This is a genomic window from Pseudomonas nitroreducens TX1 (assembly GCF_000313755.1).
In the GTDB taxonomy this organism is placed as follows: domain Bacteria; phylum Pseudomonadota; class Gammaproteobacteria; order Pseudomonadales; family Pseudomonadaceae; genus Pseudomonas; species Pseudomonas nitroreducens_A.
Window position 1 is genome coordinate 33,964 of record NZ_AMZB01000082.1, and the last position, 14,421, is coordinate 48,384.

The window sequence follows — 14,421 nt, forward strand, 5'->3', positions numbered from 1 at the left end:
GTGACGCCGTTCCCCTTTACAAGATGCGCGGCGAGCGCGGGCTTGGTCTTTCCCGGACAAATGCGAACCCTTTGCGTCTACAATGGCGGCTTTCGAGATTGACTGGAGGCAGCCCATGGAGGCTCTCGACGCGTTGCTCAACCGTGTGTCCCATGCCCGCCTGAGCGAGCCGGCGCCGTCCGCCGAGCAACTGGACCGCCTGTTCCGCAGTGCCTTGCGCGCCCCGGACCATGGGCAACTGCGCCCCTGGCGTTTCCTCACCGTGGAAGGCGAGGCGCGCAAGGAACTGGGCGAGTTGTTCGCCCGCGCCGTGGCGGCCAATGAGCCGGACGGCAAGCCCGAGGCGCTGGACAAGGCGCGCGCCATGCCGCTGCGCGCGCCGTTGCTGGTGGTGGCCGTAGCGCGGCTGCAGGATCACCCCAAGGTGCCGGAAATCGAGCAGTGGCTGGCAGCGGGTTGCGCCGCCCACGGCATCATCCAGGCGGCCTACGTCGAAGGATTGGGCGCGATGTGGCGCACCGGCGCCATGGCATTCGATCCGCTGGTGCGCGAAGGCCTGGGCCTGGCCGAGAACGAGCGCATCGTCGGTTTCATCTACCTCGGCACGCCGGTCGGCGAGCTGCGCCGCCCGGCGCCGCTGGACCCGGCCGGGTTCGTCAGCGCCTGGCGGGGCTGAGCGGCAGTTCCAGGCGCACCGTCCAACCGCTGGCGCGGGCGCGCCAGAGCAGTTGGCCGCCCTGCCAGGCGGCCAGGCGTCGTGCCGCAGGCAGGGCGTCTGGCAGCCAGACCCGCGCCTGCGGGTCGTAGCCTTGCAATTCCAGGCGCAGTTCGCCGTGCGCGGAGCTGAGCGACAGTTCCAGCGCAGCATGCGGATGGCGCCTCAGCGCCCCTTCCAGCAAGGCATCCAGTGCTTCGCCCAGCGCATCCGGCCAGCTTTCCAGCGGCCAGGTGCCGCTCAGCGGCAGGCTCAGCGTCAGGCCCGGCCAACGTGCCCGCCACTGAGTGGCGAGGCGCGCCAGTTCAACCGCCAGCACCAGGTATTGCGGATCGTCATAGGGTTCGCTGCGCAGCAGGGCGGCCGGCAGTAGCGGCCGTTGCAGGGCGGGAATCGGGGTAGCGAAGGCGGGAAGGCTCATGGTGCTCTCCGAAAGTGCGCTCAATTCAGGCGGCCTGGCGGTGCAGCGGCAGGTCGATGCTGGCCAGGAAACCGCCGTCGGGATGGTTGCTCAAGCGCAGCCGACCGTGGTGGCGCTCGATGGCGCGGCGGGCGATGGCCAGGCCCAGGCCATGGCCGGGGCTGCTCTGGTTGGGCGCGCGGAAGAAGGGTTCGCCCAATTGCGCCAGGTGATCTTCGCCGGCGCCGGGGCCGTGGTCGCGCACGCTGATGTGCAGGCGTTCGCCATCGATCCGCGCCTGCACCTGAAGCGGCTGCTCCGCCGGGTTGAAGCGCAGGGCGTTGCGCAGCAGGTTGTCGAGGGCGCGTTCGAGCATGTCCGGCCAACCATCGAGCGCCAGCTGCGGGGCGACGTCGAGCTGGATGTCCTGTTCCGGGTAAAGCAGTTGTGCGTCGTTGCGCAGACGCTCGAACAGCGGCAGCAGGTCGATGCGGCTGGTCGGACCGGGTTCGGCGTCGAGGCGGGCGAGGGCGAGGATTTCGCCGATCAACGCTTCCAGGCGGTCGCATTCCTGCTCCAGGCGCGGCCACATGGCGGCGCGCTGCTCCGGGTCTGCGCGTTCGGCCAGGGCCAGGGCGATACGCAGGCGCGCCAGCGGTGAGCGCAGTTCGTGGGACACATCGCGCAGCAGCTGGCGCTGGCTGCCGATCAGGCCCTGCAGGCGGGCGCCCATTCGGTTGAAGTCGCGGGCCAGCACGCCCAGCTCGTCGCCACGACGAGAGAGGCGAGCCAGGCTGTCCTGTTGATAACTGGTCTGGCCCAGGTCATGCACCGCGCGGCGCAGGCGATTCAGCGGGCGGGTGATGGACAGTGTTACCAGCAGGCTGAACACCGTCAGCACTACCAGGGCGATGCCCAGGGCGCTCAGCGGCCAGAGCAGGCTGCTGCGGTGCCAGGCCTGCAGCGTCGGGTGCGGGATGCGGTAGATGAACAGGTAGGTCTGGTCGGTGCGGCTGCTGGTGTATTCCTGGCTCAGCTGGCGCCAGGGGAAGCGCGGCAGGTTCTCGCGGTCGAAGTTGCCGTGCGGACGCGGCGGGCGGGGCAGGTAGGTGCCGTTGACCAGGCGCTGGCCGGTCTCGTCGAGTACCTGCACCGAGAGTTCGAATTGCTGCCGCCGGCTTTCCAGTAACTGTTGCGCGGCGGCGGGCCCTTGCGTTTCGTAGAGCAGCGTCCACTGCTTGGCGATGTCGTGCAGCCCGGGATAGCGGGCGATGACCCAGGTGTCCTGGTTCAGGGCGCGGCCCAGCAGGATCGACAGTCCGGCCACCAGCAGCAGGGCGAGCCAGAAGGCGGCGAGGATCCGCCAGAAGAGTGAGCGCATGGTCTTCCTGTTCAGCCGCATGGTCTATCCGTTGTCAGGGGCTCCACGGCAAGGCGCCGGGTAGAACCCGGCGCCTGCGCTCTGCGGAGCGAATCAGTTGGTCTTGGCGCCGTCCTTCTGGGCCTTCCAGCTCTGGAATTCAGCCCATTCGGCCTTGCGCTGCTCGCGCTGCTGCTTCAGCTCGTCGAACTTTTTCTGCTGTTCGGGAGTGAGGATGCCGCGGATGCCGGCATCGGCCTTGTCGCGGTTGGCCTTGAGTTCTTCCTGCATGGCCTTGCGGTCGGCCTCGGGCAGCTTGTTCCAGTACTTCTCGGTGATCGCGCGGCGATCCTTCATCGAGTCGCCCATCAGCTTGCCGACCTGCTGGCGCTGCTCCTGGGTCAGGTTCAGCTCGCGCAGCGCGCCACCGTGTTCGCCGCGGTGCATGCCCGGGCCGTGGTCTTTCATGAACGGGGCCGGCGGCGGAGCGTCGGTCGGCGCCGGAGTGGCTGCCAGCGCGACGGTCGGCAGGGCGGCAGCGATCAGCAGGGCGGTCAGGGTCTTGCGCATGGTGTTTCTCCTTTCAGGGGCCGGTCGTTACCGGATGAGCCCAGTCTAGGGTCGGCAAGGTCAAGGGCGGTCAGGCCCACGTAAAGCTTGGGTAAAGATTACGTGAGGCCCTGCCGGAACATTTACGAAGCCCGGGCCAGAGCGGCCCGGACGTCCTGCAGGGCGAGGTTCAGGCCGCGTAGAAGTAGCCGCGCCCGCGCAGGGCGAGGATGCGCGGGCGGCCATCGGGGTGGCTGCCGAGCTTCTTGCGCAGGTTGCTGACGTGCATGTCCAGGCTGCGGTCATATAGCGTCAGCTTGCGGCCCAGCGCGAGCTGCGCCAGGGCCTGCTTGTCCAGCGGCTCGCCCGGCTGGCGCAGCAGGGCTTCGAGGATGCGGCTCTCGGAGAGGGTCAGGCTGATTTCCTCGGCGCCGATGGTGGCCACGCCGCGCGACAGGTTCAGCGCCAGGTCGCCCAGCTCCAGCTGCGCGGCAGGTTGCGCCGGGTGGCTGCGGCGCAGCACGGCGCGCAGGCGTGCGGTCAGCTCGCGTGGGTCGCAGGGTTTGGCCAGGTAGTCGTCGGCGCCCAGTTCCAGGCCTAGGATGCGATCCAGCGGCTCGCCGCGGGCGGAGAGCATCAGTACGGGCAGGTCCGGGTGGTCGCTGCGCAGTGACTTGAGCAGTTCCAGGCCGCTGCCGTCGGGCAGCATGACGTCGAGCACGACTGCGTCCGGCGCGTGGCTGCCCAGCGCGGCGCGGGCCTGCGCGCCATCGTGGGCGGCGCGGATGCTGAAGCCTTCCTGGGTCAGCCAGGTGGTCAGCAGTTCGCAGAGTTCGACATCGTCGTCGATCAGCAGCAGTTCACTCATGAAGAGGCTTCTTTCAGTTGATCCATTCTCGGCGCGAGCGGCGGCGACCGCGGCTCAACATGCCCAGGACGAACGCCAGCAGGGCGGTGCCGGCACCGCTCACGTACCAGGTCTGCTGCTCGGTGAGCAGGCGTGGCGGCTGGTTGGCCTGGGCCTCGCGCAGCTGCAGTTTCAGGCGCTGGTTTTCCTGGGTCAGGCGGGCGATGCGGGCTTCGTCCTGGCTGTTATCCGGGTTGGCCAGTTGTGCGGCCAATTCGGCACGCTGCCGTTCACTTTCGGCCAGGCGCAGTTCCAGTTCGGAGGGGACGGCGGGCGCCTGGGCAAGGGGCTGGACAGCGCTTGGCGCCGGTTGCTCCGCGACGGGCTCTTCGGCGAGGGCGGCCAGCGGCAGGGCGAGGCAGGCGAGCAGGGGCAAACGGCGCATCGGGACTCCTTGTTCGATGATGTGCCGCCGTCCATGGCCATCCCGGCGCTGTCCGGCTGCGATGCCCCGTGGCGCTCCGTGCCGCGGGGTGCAACGCTTGCGCGCTGTTAGGGCAGGACTTTCTTGAATGGCTTGACCACGACTTCGGCGTAGACGCCCGCGGCGCGGTACGGGTCGGTGTCGGCCCAGGCCTGCGCGGCGGCCAGGGAGTCGAACTCGGCAACGATCAGGCTGCCGGTGAAGCCGGCGGCGCCCGGGTCGTTGCTGTCGATGGCCGGGTGCGGGCCGGCCAGCACCAGGCGGCCTTCTTCCTTCAGTTGCTCAAGACGAGCGATGTGCGCGGGACGGGCGGCCAGGCGGCGTTCTTGGGATGCGGTGATATCACGGGCAATGATCGCGTAGAGCATGTCAGTCCTTGGGTTTTTCGCCGGTAGGCTCATCGTGCATGTGGCGGGCCAGGAACACGCCCTGGCCGATCAGGAACAGCAGGGTCATGCCCAGGCTGCCGAACACCTTGAAGTCCACCCAGTAGTCCTGGAAGGTGAAGGCGACGAACAGCTGGACGCAACCGCAGATCAGGAAGAACAGTACCCAGGCGAGGTTCAGTTTCGCCCAGAGGGAATCGCTCAGGTGCACCGCGTGGCCCATGATGCGCTGGATCAACGGCTGGCCGCCAATGAAGTGACTGCCGGCGAAGGCCAGGGCGAACAGCCAGTTCACCACCGGCGCCTTCCATTTGAGGAAGGTTTCGCTGTGGAAGGCCAGGGTCATGCCGCCGAACACCAGGCAGGCGGCGAGCGTCACCCACTGGCCCTTGTCCAGCTTGCGCTGCTTGATCAGCAGGGCGCCGTAGACCACCACGGACGCCGCGATCAGTACGGCCGTGGCGCTGTAGATTCCCCCGACCGAGAAGCTCTGGCCGGCGAGTTCGACGTTGCGCGGGTCGAGCTTGTAGACGATGAAGAAAAGGATGAGGGGGATGAAATCGATGAATTGCTTCATTACGGCAGCCAGAGCCCAGTAGAGCCGGCATAATACCAAGCCGCGGATGAACTGAAAGAGCCATCCGCCCAACGCTGCGTCAGATCATGGTTTCAATGCATTGCCGCGGGAGCGGTGGCACAGAAGCGTCTATACAGAAAGCTATCCCGACACAAAGCTGCTCCGACACAAATTCATCCTGCATCCCCTGGGAGCCCCATGCGAGTCGACCTGCACTGCCACAGCACCGCGTCCGACGGACAGCTCAGCCCGACGGCCCTGGTCGAGCGTGCCCATGGGCGCGGCGTGCGCGTGCTGGCGCTGACCGACCACGACACCCTCGATGGCCTGGCGGAGGCCCGCCGCGCCGCGCAGGCGCTGGGCATGGAGCTGGTGGACGGGGTCGAGGTGTCCTGCACCTGGGGTGGGGCGACCATTCACGTGCTGGGCTACGGCTTCGATGTAAAAGCCGAGCCGCTGGTCAGGGCGTTGGACGACCTGCACCGCGCCCGCTGGACCCGTGCCGAAGAGATCGGCCGGCGCCTGGAAGCCAAGGGCATGCCCGGCGCCTTCGAGGGTGCGCGGGCGATCCAGGCCGAGCTGGGCGACAGCGAGAACGCCCCGGCGCGCCCGCACTTCGCCGAGTTCCTGCTGCGCCAGGGCCATGTCAAGGACCGCGCCGAGGCCTTTCGCAAGTGGCTGGGCGCCGGCAAGCTGGGCGACGTCAAGCAGCACTGGCCGAGCCTCGCCGACGCCGTCGGCACCTTGCGAGCGGCAGGCGCCTGGATCAGCCTGGCGCACCCGTACCAGTACGACTTCACCCGCACCAAGCGGCGCAAGCTGGTGGGCGACTTCATTGCTGCCGGCGGCCATGCGCTGGAAGTCTGCAACGGCCCGCAACCGGCCGAGCAGGTCGGCGTGCTGAGCATCCTTGCCCGTGAGTTCGGCCTGATGGTCACCGCCGGCAGTGACTTCCACGGCCCCAGCGACTGGTCGGAGCTGGGCCTTTACCGGAGCGTGCCGGACGACCTGGCGCCGCTCTGGCCGCGCTTCGCCAGCGCCGAGAACGCCATCGGGATCAAGGAGACTCCATGAGCCAGTTCTTTCAGATCCACCCGGAAAATCCCCAGCCGCGCCTGATCAAGCAGGCGGTGGAGATCGTCCGGCAGGGTGGGGTAATCGCCTATCCCACCGACTCGTCCTACGCCCTGGGTTGCCGCATCGGCGAGAAATCGGCGGTGGAGCGCATCCGCCACATCCGCCGGCTGGACGACAAGCACAACTTCACCCTGGTCTGCCGCGACCTGTCCGAACTCGGCCTCTACGCCAAGGTCGACACCGGCCTGTTCCGCCTGCTCAAGGCGCACACGCCCGGCCCGTACACCTTCATTCTCAACGCCACCCGCGAAGTGCCGCGCATGCTTTTGCATCCCAAACGGCGCACCATCGGCCTGCGCGTGCCGGCCTGCCCGATCGCCCTGGCGCTGCTGGAAGAACTGGGCGAGCCGCTGATGAGCGTCAGCCTGATCCTGCCCGGTCAGAGTGAGCCGCTGAACGATCCGTACGAGATGCGCGATTCGCTGGAGCACCTGGTCGACCTGATCATCGATGGCGGTTTCGGCGGCGGCGAGGCCTCCACCGTGATCGCCCTGACCGATGAAGACCCGGTAGTGGTACGCGTCGGCTGTGGCGACCCGGAACCCTTCATGGTCAACGCCTGAACCCGCCCGGCGTGCTGGCTATACTCCCTCGTTCCATCGCTGAACCCGCGAGGTTGACCGCTTGACCAGCGTCGAATCCCTGCGCCGTGTGCTGTCCGGCATGCGCCCCACCGGGCGCCTGCACCTGGGGCATTACCACGGTGTGCTGCAGAACTGGGTGAAACTGCAACACGAGTACGAATGCTACTTCTCCATCGTCGACTGGCACGCCCTGACCACCGAGTACGACGAGACCGCCAGCATCCGCCAGCACGTGCGCGACATGGCCATCGACTGGCTGGCGGTGGGCGTCAGCCCCAGCGCCGCCACGCTGTTCATCCAGTCCCAGGTGCCCGAGCACGCCGAGCTGAACCTGCTGCTGTCGATGATCTGCCCGCTGTCCTGGCTGGAACGCGTGCCCACCTACAAGGAACTGCAGGAGAAGCTCAGCCACAAGGACCTCTCCACCTTCGGTTTCCTCGGCTACCCGCTGTTGCAGGCCGCGGACATCCTGATCTATCGCGCAGGCCTGGTGCCAGTGGGCTCGGACCAGTTCCCCCATGTCGAATTCACCCGCGAGATCGCCCGCCGCTTCAACCACCTGTACGGCGGCGAGGTGGACTTCGAGGACCGCGCCCAGACCGCCATCGCCCGCCTGGGCAAGAAGACCGGCAAGCTCTACAGCAATCTGCGCCGCGCCTGGCAGGAACAGGGCGACGCCCAGGCGCTGGAAACTGCCCGCGCGCTGCTCATGGAGCAGCAGAGCCTGACCCTGGGTGACCGTGACCGCCTGTTCGGCTATCTCGAAGGCAGCAGCCGGATGCTGCTGCCCGAGCCGCAGACCCTGACCAGTCACGCGCCGAGGATGCCGGGGCTGGATGGGCAGAAGATGTCCAAGTCACACCACAACACCATCGCCCTGCGCGACAGCCCGGCAGTGATCGAAGAGAAGATTGCACGCATGCCCACCGACCCGGCGCGCGTGCACCGCCGCGATCCCGGCGAGCCGGAGCGTTGCCCGGTGTGGCAGTGGCACCTGATCTACTCCGACGACGGCTGCCGCCAGTGGGTGCAGGAAGGCTGCCGCAGCGCCGGGATCGGTTGCCTTGACTGCAAGCGGCCGGTGATCGAGGCGATCCTCCACGAGTTGGCGCCGATCCAGGAGCGGGCGCTGGACTACGAGGACAACCCCGAGCTGGTGCGCAGCATCCTTGCCGAAGGCGCCGAGCGCGCCCGCGAGGCGGCGCGGGAGACCTTGGTGGAAGTGCGGCATGCGATGGGGCTGTCGTACCGCTGATCATGCGGCCTTGCCGATTCCGTAGGAGCGGACTTCGTCCGCGATCGGCCATCGGCGCGATTCGGACCTATCGCGGACAAAGTCCGCTCCTACCCCAAGGCATGCCGCGTGCGATGCAAATCCGCCAAAACCCCCTCGCGCCGCCGGCAAAAGCAGGGATAATGCCGCCTTCCAACCCCAGCGCCTGACGAGTGGCCGATGAGTGACCTGACCGAGCCGGAAGCCCCCGCCGCTGCCCCTGAATACCAGGTGCCGGTGCAGCTGGCGCTCGTCTACGGCGAGGCCCTGACGGAGATGCCGCAGGACCTGTACATTCCGCCGGACGCCCTGGAGGTTTTCCTCGAAGCCTTCGAAGGCCCGCTCGACCTGCTGCTTTATCTCATCCGCAAGCAGAACATCAACATCCTCGACATCCCCGTGGCGGAGATCACCCGCCAGTACATGGGGTACGTCGAGCTGATGAAATCCGTGCGCCTGGAACTCGCCGCCGAATACCTGGTGATGGCCGCCATGCTCGCCGAGATCAAGTCGCGCATGCTGCTGCCGCGCTCGGCCGAGGCCGAGGAAGACGAGGAAGACCCGCGCGCCGAGTTGATCCGCCGCCTGCAGGAGTACGAGCGCTTCAAGAAGGCCGCCGAGGACCTCGACGACCTGCCGCGCCTGGGCCGCGACTACGTGGTCCCCACCGTCGCCGCACCGGATGCGCGGGCGCGCCGGCTGCTGCCGGAAGTGGACATGCAGGAGCTGATGCTGTGCATGGCCGAGGTACTGCGCCGCGCCGACCTGTTCGAAAGCCACCAGGTCACCCGCGAGATGCTGTCCACCCGCGAGCGCATGACCGAAATCCTCGAACGCCTGAAGGGCGAAGGCTTCGTGCCCTTCATCACGCTGTTCCGTGTCGAGGAAGGCAAGCTCGGCGTAGTGGTGACCTTCATGGCGGTGCTGGAACTAGTCAAGGAACAACTGGTGGAACTGGTGCAGAACGAAGCCTTCGCGCCCATCCACGTCCGCGCCCGCACGGAAGTGCAGGAAGGCGCCGCACGTTTCGGGGAAGCATCGGAAGACGTGCTGGAAGAGGGCGACGAAGACGTCTTCGAGCCGCGCGAGGAGCCGCCGCCCGAGCTGACCTTCGAGGACGGTCATTTCGACGGCCCCGAAGGCGAGGCGGCGCTCGACCAGGCACTGGATGGCGAGCCGGACGACGAGTCGCTCTGATCGTTGCCCTGGCGGCGCGCTTTGAGTAGCTTTCCCGGCTGAACCGCTTAACCTTCAACTCCGACCCGAGCCACCGATGAATCTCTCCGACCCGCAAGAACTGGCGACCCTGCTCGAAGGCATCCTCCTGGCTGCCGGCAAGCCCATGTCGCTGGAGCGCCTCGGCGAGCTGTTCGAGGAGGCCGAGCGCCCCGAGCCGCAGCAGTTCCGCGATGCGCTGGCGGTGCTGAGCCTGTCCTGTTCCGGACGCGCCTTCGAGTTGAAGGAAGTCGCCACCGGCTACCGCCTGCAGGTGCGCGAGAAATTCGCCCCGTGGGTCGGCCGGCTCTGGGAGGAGCGCCCGCAGCGCTATTCCCGTGCACTGCTGGAAACCCTGGCGCTGATCGCCTACCGCCAGCCCATCACCCGTGGCGAGATCGAGGAAATCCGTGGCGTCGCGGTGAACACCCAGATCGTCAAGACGCTCATGGAGCGCGAGTGGATCCGCATCGTCGGTTACCGCGAAGTTCCCGGTCGCCCGGCCATGCTCGCCACCACCCGCACCTTCCTCGACTACTTCAACCTGAAAAGCCTGGAGGACCTGCCGCCGCTGGCCGAGCTGAAACTGATGGAGCCCGAGCCGCAGCCGATCCTCGAGGACATGGCGCCGGTGGCCAGCCTGCCGGACCCCGAGGAGTACGACGAGGACTACATCCCGCCATCGCTGCAGGCGCTGGCCGACCAGGCAGTGCGCGACGCCGGCGAGGAACCGGAACCCGCGCCGCCGGAAGAGCCGAAGGAGGAGACCAGCTTCCGCAGCCTGCTCGCCGAGCTGGACGAAATGGAGCAGGGGCTGAAAACCGACTTCGACGATCTGATCGATCGTCCGCCGAGCGACGACGAGGACACCGGCGTGGATGCCGACTTCAGCGGCGTGCATGGGCTCCCGGAAGTCGAGCCGCAGGACGAAGCCCGAGTGCCTGTCCAATCCGGTGCGCAAGGCCAGCCTGAAACGGAGGCCATGCCTGACCTGCCCGCGCCACCGACGGCCCCCGCACCGCCTGTACCGGCGCAAGACGAATGGGACGAGGAGCGTGCCCTGCGCGAAGCCATGCTCGAGGAAATGGAGTTCAACGCGCGCAATCGCGACCATTGATACCAGGCTCTGGCGCATTTGCCCCAGGCTTTCCAGCCGTTCGGTGATTGACTTCCGCCCGCGGCGCGACGACCTTATGTGCCGCGTTCGCAAGGCGCTGGCGGCAACACCCGGGGATGCCGCCCGAACAACCGCCCTGACGACGCCTCTTAACCACATTCCACAGTGAGCTGGCGCCTCGCGCAGGCTGCTGAGTACCCATATGAAAAGAACTCCAATCAGCCGTATCTGCTGGCTCGGCCTCCTGCTGGGCCTGAGCAGCGCTTCGCTTTCCGCCGCCCAGGCGCCCGCCGCCGCACCTGCCGTGCCGCTGGCCGGGCAGTCGAAGGACGCCTTCATCGACAGCCTGATGCAGCGCATGACGCTGGAAGAGAAGATCGGCCAGCTGCGCCTGGTCAGCGTCGGACCGGACCATCCCAAGCCGGTTTTGCTGAAGGAAATTGCCGAAGGCACCACGGGCGCGGTGTTCAACACCGTCGTCCGCCCGGGCATCCGCGACCTGCAGGATGCGGCCATGAAGAGCCGGCTGAAGATTCCGCTGTTCTTCGCCTATGACGTGGTCCACGGCCATCGCACCGTGTTCCCCATCGGCCTGGGCCTGGCGGCGAGCTGGGACCTGGCGGCCATCGAGCGCAGCGCCCGCGTCTCGGCCATCGAGGCCAGCGCCGACGGCCTCAACCTGACCTATTCGCCCACCGTCGACATCGCCCGCGACCCACGCTGGGGCCGGGTTTCCGAAGGCTTCGGCGAAGACGCCTGGCTGACCAGCAAGGTCGCCGCCGCGGTGGTCAAGGGCTACCAGGGCAAGGGGCTGAACCAGCCGGAAACCATCATGGCCGGGGTCAAGCACTTCGCCCTGTATGGAGCCGGCGAAGGCGGACGCGACTACAACACCGTGGACATGAGCCCGCAGCGCATGTTCCAGGACTACCTGCCGCCGTACCGCGCGGCCATCGACGCCGGCGCCGGCGCGGTGATGGTCTCGCTGAACAGCATCAACGGCGTGCCGGCCACCGCCAACAAGTGGCTGCTGCAGGACCTGCTGCGCGGCCAGTGGGGCTACAAGGGCCTGACCCTGAGCGACCACGGCGCGGTGCTGGAGCTGATCAAGCACGGCGTGGCCGCCACCGAGCGCGACGCCACCCAGGCGGCGATCAACGCCGGGGTCGAGATGAACATGAACGACGACCTCTACGGCAAGCACATGCCCGAGCTGCTCAAGGCCGGGCTGATCAGCCAGGACGAGATCGACCGTGCCTGCCGCGACGTGCTCGCCGCCAAGTGGGACATGGGCCTGTTCCAGGACCCGTACCGCTACCTGCAGGGCAAGGACCCGGTGGACACCGACGCCGAGGAGCGCCTGCACCGCGCCGACGCCCGCGAGATCGCGCGCAAGGGCATGGTCCTGCTGAAGAACGAAGGCGGCGTGCTGCCGCTCAAGCGTGACGGCGTGATCGCCCTGATCGGTCCGCTGGCCGACAGCAAGCGCGACGTGATGGGTAGCTGGTCCGCCGCCGGTAAGGCCTTCCAGGCCGTGACCGTGCTCGAAGGCATGGGCGCCGCCACCCGCGGCCACGCCGCGCTGCTGTATGCCAAGGGGGCCAACGTCACCGACGATCCGGAAATCGTCAAATACCTCAACGAGTACAGCGAAGACGTCAAGGTCGACCCGCGCAGCCCGCAAGCCATGATCGAGGAAGCCGTCGAGAAGGCGAAGCAGGCCGACGTGGTGGTGGCTGTGGTCGGCGAATCCCAGGGCATGGCCCACGAGGCGTCGAGCAAGACCAACCTGCACATCGCGCAGAGCCAGGTCGAGCTGCTCAAGGCCCTCAAGGCGACCGGCAAGCCCCTGGTGCTGGTGCTGATGAACGGCCGGCCGATGGACCTGCGCTGGGAAAGCGCCAACGCCGACGCCGTGCTGGAAACCTGGTTCAGCGGCACCGAAGGCGGCAACGCCATCGCCGATGTGCTGTTCGGCGACTACAACCCCTCGGGCAAGCTGACCATGACCTTCCCGCGCTCGGTGGGCCAGGTGCCGATCTACTACAACCACCTGAACACCGGCCGCCCGTTCGATCACGAGCACCCGAACAAGTACACCTCGCGCTACTTCGACTCGCAGAATGGCCCGCTGTACCCCTTCGGCTACGGCCTGAGCTACACCGAGTTCAGCGTCTCGGACGTGACGATGTCGGGCAGCAAGCTGAAGAAGGGCGACCAGCTGACCGCCAGCGTGACCGTGAAGAACACCGGAAAGCTCGCCGGCGAGACCACCGTGCAGCTCTACCTGCGCGACGTCGCCGCGTCCATCAGCCGCCCGGTCAAGGAGCTCAAGGGTTTCGAGAAGATCATGCTCAAGCCGGGAGAATCGAAGGTAGTGCAGTTCCCGATCCGCGAGGAAGACCTGCGCTTCTACGACAGCCAGCTGCGCTACGCTTCCGAGCCGGGCGAGTTCAGGGTCTACGTCGGCCTGGATTCGGACAACGTGAAGGAGCAGAGCTTCACGCTGCTCTAAGTGCTACCGACGGGTTGCAACAGAAAACGCCACGGCTGACCCAGCCGTGGCGTTTTGCTTTCAGGCGGTTTTGGCTGTCCTGCGGGAGCGAAGCCCGATCAGCCAACGCACTGCGGCTTGTACCAACACGGCAAGCAGCGCCGCCTCGGCAAAGCTGGGCAGGGTGTCATTGTCCGGCAAGCGCAGCGCCAGCCACAGGCAGAACGCCGCGAAGGCCGGTCGCCCGCTGACCATGCCGCGCAGCAGGGCGATGACGAAGCCTGCGCCGTGCAGCCGCTGCGACGACACGCAGAGCACGATGGAGAGCAGCGGAAACACGGCCAGCAGACCGCTCCAACTCGGTCCGGCCCAGCCGGCGAGCGCGGTGACGGCCAGGGTGAGCAGCGCGCCGGCGAGCATGCGCAGGCCCAGTTCCAAGCGGCCCAGTGCGGCGACGCTGGCCGGCAGTTCGGCGCGGGGCATGAACAGCTGGCTGGTCAGCGTACCCAGGGCCGCAGCGGCCAGTGCCCAGATGGGGAGGGCTGGCAGTTGCGTCAGCCCCCAGGCGGCGACCAGCCAAGCCAGCATTGCGCCGCTCAGGGCCAGCGGCCAGGCATGTCCTCGGCACAGCCAGGCATAGGCGAAGTTGAACGCTTCCGAAGCGAAGATCGCTGCCAGCGCCAGCACTGCGGCCTGTGCGCCGAACGCATGGCCGTGCGCCACGGTGATCAGGTAGAGGATCGGCCCCGCGATGGCGGGCAGGGCGGCGAGACAGCCGGCAACGGTCGGCCCCCACCAGCGCCCGGAAAGGGAGACCAGCAGCAGGAATAGCGGAACCAGGGTGAGCTTGAGGGCGAGCATGGGCGCAGTCGGAAAGCGTGGAGGGCGGATTCTAGCGCTTCGATTGCCTGGGTCGATGGCACCGATGGGCAAATCGAGTTGGACCTTGGCGCCGCGCGGGTGTCCATTGTCCAGGCCCACTGACGCTCATCCACCCCGTCGAGAGGAAGTCCGTGAAGAGTCCGTGCATCAATATTTGCGAGTTCGAAGAAGGCATCTGCCTGGGCTGCGGCCGCAGCCGCGAGGAAATCAAGGCGTGGAAGCGCGTCGATCACCTGGGCCAGGAGGCGATCCGGGCCGAGGCGGACATGCGCCTGCTGGTGCTGGAGGCGCAGGGGAAGCGGCTTTATCGCTGAGCGGCGTTCGGCGTGGCGGCTGTTCGCGAGCAAGCTCGCTCCTACGAAGAGCCAGCGCTCCGCCCCCTGTAGGAGCGAGCTTGCTCG

At 67.4% G+C, this 14,421-nt stretch carries 16 protein-coding genes; 8 read left to right on the forward strand and 8 right to left on the reverse strand.

The annotated features are described in order from the left end of the window. Positions 1-115: 115 nt before the first annotated feature. A complete protein-coding gene (locus C167_RS0105305) occupies positions 116-676 on the forward strand; it encodes a nitroreductase family protein (protein ID WP_017517219.1) in 561 nt (186 codons plus the stop codon). On the opposite strand, the gene C167_RS0105310 is transcribed toward C167_RS0105305, so the two are convergent. The 7 genes from C167_RS0105310 to C167_RS0105340 form a co-directional block, all read right to left on the reverse strand. Then, positions 657-1,136, reverse strand: coding sequence for a hypothetical protein (locus C167_RS0105310; RefSeq protein ID WP_017517220.1), 480 nt, complete (start codon positions 1,134-1,136; stop codon positions 657-659). The genes C167_RS0105305 and C167_RS0105310 overlap by 20 nt on opposite strands. A 25-nt stretch (positions 1,137-1,161) precedes the next feature. Further along, a complete protein-coding gene (locus C167_RS0105315) occupies positions 1,162-2,496 on the reverse strand; it encodes a sensor histidine kinase (RefSeq protein WP_017517221.1) in 1,335 nt (444 codons plus the stop codon). A 93-nt stretch (positions 2,497-2,589) separates the two neighbouring features. After that, positions 2,590-3,045 carry a Spy/CpxP family protein refolding chaperone gene (locus C167_RS0105320; protein WP_017517222.1) on the reverse strand — a complete coding sequence of 152 codons (456 nt, stop codon included), beginning with the start codon at positions 3,043-3,045 and terminating at the stop codon, positions 2,590-2,592. 169 nt (positions 3,046-3,214) lie between these two features. Further along, the gene (locus C167_RS0105325) at positions 3,215-3,892 is read right to left on the reverse strand and encodes a response regulator transcription factor (protein ID WP_017517223.1); all 678 of its coding nucleotides are present in this window, start codon (positions 3,890-3,892) and stop codon (positions 3,215-3,217) included. A gap of 13 nt (positions 3,893-3,905) precedes the next feature. Beyond that, a complete protein-coding gene (locus tag C167_RS0105330; protein WP_017517224.1) occupies positions 3,906-4,316 on the reverse strand; it encodes a hypothetical protein in 411 nt (136 codons plus the stop codon). Positions 4,317-4,423: 107 nt separating this feature from the next. Next, positions 4,424-4,723 carry a YciI family protein gene (locus tag C167_RS0105335; protein ID WP_017517225.1) on the reverse strand — a complete coding sequence of 100 codons (300 nt, stop codon included), beginning with the start codon at positions 4,721-4,723 and terminating at the stop codon, positions 4,424-4,426. Position 4,724: 1 nt separating this feature from the next. Then, on the reverse strand, positions 4,725-5,318 hold the full coding sequence (locus C167_RS0105340) for a septation protein A (RefSeq protein ID WP_017517226.1): 594 nt from the start codon (positions 5,316-5,318) through the stop codon (positions 4,725-4,727). Between the two features lie 198 nt (positions 5,319-5,516). Here C167_RS0105340 and C167_RS0105345 point away from each other — a divergent pair, with 198 nt between their 5' ends. From C167_RS0105345 to bglX, 6 genes are all read left to right on the forward strand, one after another. Further along, complete coding sequence (locus C167_RS0105345) at positions 5,517-6,392, forward strand: PHP domain-containing protein (protein WP_017517227.1); 876 nt, start codon at positions 5,517-5,519, stop codon at positions 6,390-6,392. Beyond that, positions 6,389-7,018: an L-threonylcarbamoyladenylate synthase gene (locus C167_RS0105350; RefSeq protein ID WP_017517228.1), complete on the forward strand. Its 630-nt coding sequence runs from the start codon at positions 6,389-6,391 to the stop codon at positions 7,016-7,018. Before C167_RS0105345 ends, C167_RS0105350 begins: the two co-directional genes overlap by 4 nt. A 61-nt stretch (positions 7,019-7,079) precedes the next feature. Then, entirely contained in the window at positions 7,080-8,294 is a 1,215-nt protein-coding gene (locus tag C167_RS0105355; RefSeq protein ID WP_017517229.1) for a tryptophan--tRNA ligase, read from the forward strand. A gap of 327 nt (positions 8,295-8,621) precedes the next feature. Beyond that, positions 8,622-9,509, forward strand: coding sequence for a segregation and condensation protein A (locus C167_RS32240; protein ID WP_085988837.1), 888 nt, complete (start codon positions 8,622-8,624; stop codon positions 9,507-9,509). A gap of 76 nt (positions 9,510-9,585) precedes the next feature. Then, positions 9,586-10,644 carry an SMC-Scp complex subunit ScpB gene (scpB, locus tag C167_RS0105365; RefSeq protein ID WP_017517231.1) on the forward strand — a complete coding sequence of 353 codons (1,059 nt, stop codon included), beginning with the start codon at positions 9,586-9,588 and terminating at the stop codon, positions 10,642-10,644. Between the two features lie 217 nt (positions 10,645-10,861). After that, entirely contained in the window at positions 10,862-13,159 is a 2,298-nt protein-coding gene (bglX, locus tag C167_RS0105370; RefSeq protein WP_026078820.1) for a beta-glucosidase BglX, read from the forward strand. A 60-nt stretch (positions 13,160-13,219) separates the two neighbouring features. Here the strand turns inward: bglX and C167_RS0105375 are convergent, their stop codons facing one another. Then, positions 13,220-13,999: a hypothetical protein gene (locus C167_RS0105375; RefSeq protein WP_017517233.1), complete on the reverse strand. Its 780-nt coding sequence runs from the start codon at positions 13,997-13,999 to the stop codon at positions 13,220-13,222. A 152-nt stretch (positions 14,000-14,151) separates the two neighbouring features. Here C167_RS0105375 and C167_RS0105380 point away from each other — a divergent pair, with 152 nt between their 5' ends. Continuing rightward, on the forward strand, positions 14,152-14,334 hold the full coding sequence (locus C167_RS0105380) for a DUF1289 domain-containing protein (RefSeq protein WP_017517234.1): 183 nt from the start codon (positions 14,152-14,154) through the stop codon (positions 14,332-14,334). Positions 14,335-14,421: the final 87 nt, after the last annotated feature.

Coding starts and splice junctions, on each gene's coding strand:
- C167_RS0105305 (WP_017517219.1), top strand. CDS start 116: ATGGAGGCTCTCGACGCGTTGCTCAACCGTGTGTCCCATGCCCGCCTG.
- C167_RS0105310 (WP_017517220.1), bottom strand. CDS start 1,136: ATGAGCCTTCCCGCCTTCGCTACCCCGATTCCCGCCCTGCAACGGCCG.
- C167_RS0105315 (WP_017517221.1), bottom strand. CDS start 2,496: ATGCGCTCACTCTTCTGGCGGATCCTCGCCGCCTTCTGGCTCGCCCTG.
- C167_RS0105320 (WP_017517222.1), bottom strand. CDS start 3,045: ATGCGCAAGACCCTGACCGCCCTGCTGATCGCTGCCGCCCTGCCGACC.
- C167_RS0105325 (WP_017517223.1), bottom strand. CDS start 3,892: ATGAGTGAACTGCTGCTGATCGACGACGATGTCGAACTCTGCGAACTG.
- C167_RS0105330 (WP_017517224.1), bottom strand. CDS start 4,316: ATGCGCCGTTTGCCCCTGCTCGCCTGCCTCGCCCTGCCGCTGGCCGCC.
- C167_RS0105335 (WP_017517225.1), bottom strand. CDS start 4,723: ATGCTCTACGCGATCATTGCCCGTGATATCACCGCATCCCAAGAACGC.
- C167_RS0105340 (WP_017517226.1), bottom strand. CDS start 5,318: ATGAAGCAATTCATCGATTTCATCCCCCTCATCCTTTTCTTCATCGTC.
- C167_RS0105345 (WP_017517227.1), top strand. CDS start 5,517: ATGCGAGTCGACCTGCACTGCCACAGCACCGCGTCCGACGGACAGCTC.
- C167_RS0105350 (WP_017517228.1), top strand. CDS start 6,389: ATGAGCCAGTTCTTTCAGATCCACCCGGAAAATCCCCAGCCGCGCCTG.
- scpB (WP_017517231.1), top strand. CDS start 9,586: ATGAATCTCTCCGACCCGCAAGAACTGGCGACCCTGCTCGAAGGCATC.
- C167_RS0105375 (WP_017517233.1), bottom strand. CDS start 13,999: ATGCTCGCCCTCAAGCTCACCCTGGTTCCGCTATTCCTGCTGCTGGTC.